A 3,174-nucleotide genomic window follows, 5' to 3' on the forward strand; every position below is an offset into this window, starting at 1 on the left:
CCGCAGGCGGTCATGGCAAGGGCGGAACACAAGGCCATCCAGGCCAGGGCAAAACGAGGCGGCAAGGCAAACTCCGGGTGATCTGTACAGCGAGCGTGCAGCTTACCCGCTGCCACCCCCAGGCCAGCCTTCCGCCGAGCCCGTTCCTGTGACCGTCTGTCTCAGTCCGGCGCGCTGCTCTTCTGCTCGCGGCCGGTCAGCCAGGCATGGCGGATCAGCCGGCCGCACTGCGCCGAGACATAGCCTTGCTGGTCGCCATCGCTGTCACGCGCGAGGATGCCGTAGTAGCGCTTGCCGGCTTCGATCCAGGGGTAGAAGCCGAACGAGCCGGGGCTGCTGAAGGCGCCGTCGCCCACCGCGGGGTCGTCTTCCACCCAGTGTCCCAGCGAGTAATGCCAGCTCTCGTTGGACGGGATGGGGCCGGGCAGCGCCAGCGCGGGCGAGCAGCCGTGCTGCAGGTCGCTGGGGTTGGTGCAGACCGGGTGGGTGCCCAGCGCATTGCTCATCTTCAGCGCGCCGGCCAGCAGCCGCTGCAGGTACTGGCGGTAGGTGCTGGCATTGGTGTAGAGGCCGCCGGCCAGCAGCGGCTCGCCGTAGATGAAGGGCACGCCCAGCGTGTTGAGCGCGCCTGCCGACAGGTCCGGGTTGGCCAGGTCGCCCATGCTGTTCAGGCTGGCGTGTTTTTGCAGGTGGCCGCTGTCGTAGTCGAACTTGCCCGTGGTGGCGCTGTTCTGCTGGCTGCCGCCGGGCACGGCCTTCATGCAGTCGTCCACCGTGTTGACCCGGTCGGCCGCGCAGGCCTGGGCCGCAGACATGTTGCCCATGTTGCTGTAGCCGCTGGTGAAGTTCAGGAAGGGCAGGTCGTTTTCAGGGTCCAGCCTGGCCTGGCCGCCGCGCACTTCAACCACGTAGGCGCCATACACCCACTTCGACGCCGAGGCCACGCGCATCAGCACGCTGTCGTCGCTGCCCACCTGGCCGCTGGCCAGGATTTGCGAGGCATCGCCGATCTCCCAGTAGAACGGTCCCAGAAGGGCCTGGCTGCACAGCGCGTTGTCCTGGGCTGTGGCCTTGGCGGCCAGCAGGCTGTTGGCCGTCGGGCCGGCAAAGCCGGGCGGCGGCGCGGCCGCGCCGGCCGTGACATGGGACACAAACGACAGGACGAGCGCAGCTGCGCCCGCCCCGGAACGGACTTGAAACTTGCACATGGTGGTTCCCAACGAAAGCGCGCCGTGCACGATTGCCGGCGCATCGGCGCGCAAGACGGCAAGGGGCGTGCCACGACAGGCCTCATCGGCCTGTCGTACGCGCCTGTCGGACAAGCACTTACATCTGCCGGCGCCGCGCACCGACAGCCGGTGCGGCATTGCGCTGATGGGCAGTATTTGCAGGAAGCCTAGAGTTCAATCCAAGCCGATCCCGTTTGCCTGTGCTCCCAGTGTCGAGGCGCAGCGTTGAAAGGGATCAAAAAGGAGATCCCCATGGACATCACCTTGACCCCGGCAGTGCAGACCTCAGCTTCAACCCTGCCCGCCGCCTCCATCTACCAATTGCGCTTCCAGTCGCTGTTCAACCAGGGGCGCGCGATGGCCTTTCCCTGTGATGCGGCCGGGCATGTGGACCTGGACGCACTCAGCGAGGTTGCGCGCGAGAACTACTTCTACGCCCGTGCGGTGATCGGCCGCGAATACGCCGTGCCGGCCATCGTGCCGCTGTACCACTGACGCCGTGCGAGTGGCCCCGCCGCGGGCCACCGCTGCCTGAGCAGGTATCGTTCGCCTCTTGCCGGTGGCACTCGCCGCCGGCCCAGGCGATGGACGAGACGATGAACCTGCTGCTGGCCCCGATGGAGGGCTTGCTCGACTTCACCTTGCGCGACGTGTTGACGCGCGCCGGTGGCATTCAGCGCTGCGTGAGCGAGTTCATCCGCATCACCGACATGCTGTTGCCCGAACGGGTTTACCAGCGCGTGATGCCGGAACTCGCCAACGGTGGCTTCACGCCGGCCGGCATTGCGGTGCGCGGCCAGCTGCTCGGTTCGGACCCGGCCTGCCTGGCGGACAACGCCGCCCGCATGGTCGCCATGAGCCCGCATGGCGTGGACCTCAACTTCGGCTGTCCGGCCAAGATCGTCAACCGCCACGGCGGTGGCGCTTCGCTGCTGGACGACCCCGAACTGCTGCACCGCATCCTTGCCGAGGTGCGACGCACCGTGCCGGCCGGCACCGTGGTCTCGGCCAAAATGCGGCTGGGCACGCAGGACGACAGCCGGGCGCTGGACTGCGCCCGCGCGCTGGCCGACGGTGGGGCGATGGAGATCGTGGTGCATGGTCGCACCAAACTGCAGGGCTACAAGCCGCCAGCCTACTGGGCCCGCATTGGCGAGGTGCGCGAAGCGGTGAACATACCGGTGATTGCCAACGGCGAGATCTGGAGCGTGGCCGATGCCAGGCGCTGCCTGGCCGAATCCGGCTGCCGCGACCTGATGCTGGGCCGTGGCCAGGTGGCCGACCCCGGGCTGGCGCTGGCCATCCTGCATGACCAGGCCGTGAATCACGCCAACGACGCCCGGGCGCCCGCGCTCAGCTGGCCCGAGGTGCTGCAACTGTTCGCGGCCTACTGGGGCATCGTGCGTGCCCACATCGTGCCGCGCTACCAGGCCGGCCGGCTCAAGCAGTGGCTGCAGCACCTGCGCCGGCGCTACCCGGAGGCGGAACTGGCCTACCAGGCGTTGCGCACCGAGCAGAACGCCGAACGCCTGGCCACCACGCTGCTGGGCGAGCACGCCAGCGTGCCGTTTGATGGGCGTTTCGTGGGCCCGACGGGGGCTGGCCGGTACACTGCGGGCTTCGCTGCGGCACCGCCGCCCCTTCCCGCGACCCATCCAAGCAATGGCCGTTTCCTCCAAGGCATCCAAAGCGAGCAAAGCGAACGCCACCGCGGTGTTCGACCTGAAGAGCGCGCAGCTGAGCGTGCTGGCGCTGCTGCTCAAGACGCCTGAACTGGAAGCCTTGCGCGAGGCGCTGGCCGAGCGCTACGGCGCGACACCCGGCCTGTTCGAGCAGGAACCCTTGTGCATTGACCTCTCTGCTTTGCGCGAAGCCGCCCAGCCGCTGGACTTCGGTGCGCTGCTGACGCTGTTGCGTGGCCATGGCTTCAACCCGGTTGCGGCGC

3 protein-coding genes and 1 pseudogene are annotated in these 3,174 nt (G+C 68.2%); 3 read left to right on the forward strand and 1 reads right to left on the reverse strand.

The features are described 5' to 3' along the window. Window positions 1-161: 161 nt before the first annotated feature. A complete protein-coding gene (locus FKP22_RS25485) occupies window positions 162-1,208 on the reverse strand; it encodes a hypothetical protein (protein WP_141290543.1) in 1,047 nt (348 codons plus the stop codon). 273 nt (window positions 1,209-1,481) lie between these two features. On the opposite strand from FKP22_RS25485, the gene FKP22_RS25490 reads away from it, so the two are divergent. The 3 genes and pseudogenes from FKP22_RS25490 to FKP22_RS32755 all read left to right on the forward strand — a co-directional run. After that, window positions 1,482-1,724: a hypothetical protein gene (locus tag FKP22_RS25490; RefSeq protein WP_141290545.1), complete on the forward strand. Its 243-nt coding sequence runs from the start codon at window positions 1,482-1,484 to the stop codon at window positions 1,722-1,724. Window positions 1,725-1,825: 101 nt separating this feature from the next. Then, window positions 1,826-3,001, forward strand: coding sequence for a tRNA-dihydrouridine synthase (locus tag FKP22_RS25495; RefSeq protein ID WP_170201086.1), 1,176 nt, complete (start codon window positions 1,826-1,828; stop codon window positions 2,999-3,001). Continuing rightward, window positions 2,943-3,174: pseudogene (locus FKP22_RS32755) on the forward strand (septum site-determining protein MinC); the annotation flags it as partial. The gene FKP22_RS25495 and the pseudogene FKP22_RS32755, both read left to right, overlap by 59 nt.

Origin of the sequence: Ideonella azotifigens, from assembly GCF_006519715.1 — a bacterium.
GTDB lineage: Bacteria > Pseudomonadota > Gammaproteobacteria > Burkholderiales > Burkholderiaceae_C > Ideonella > Ideonella azotifigens.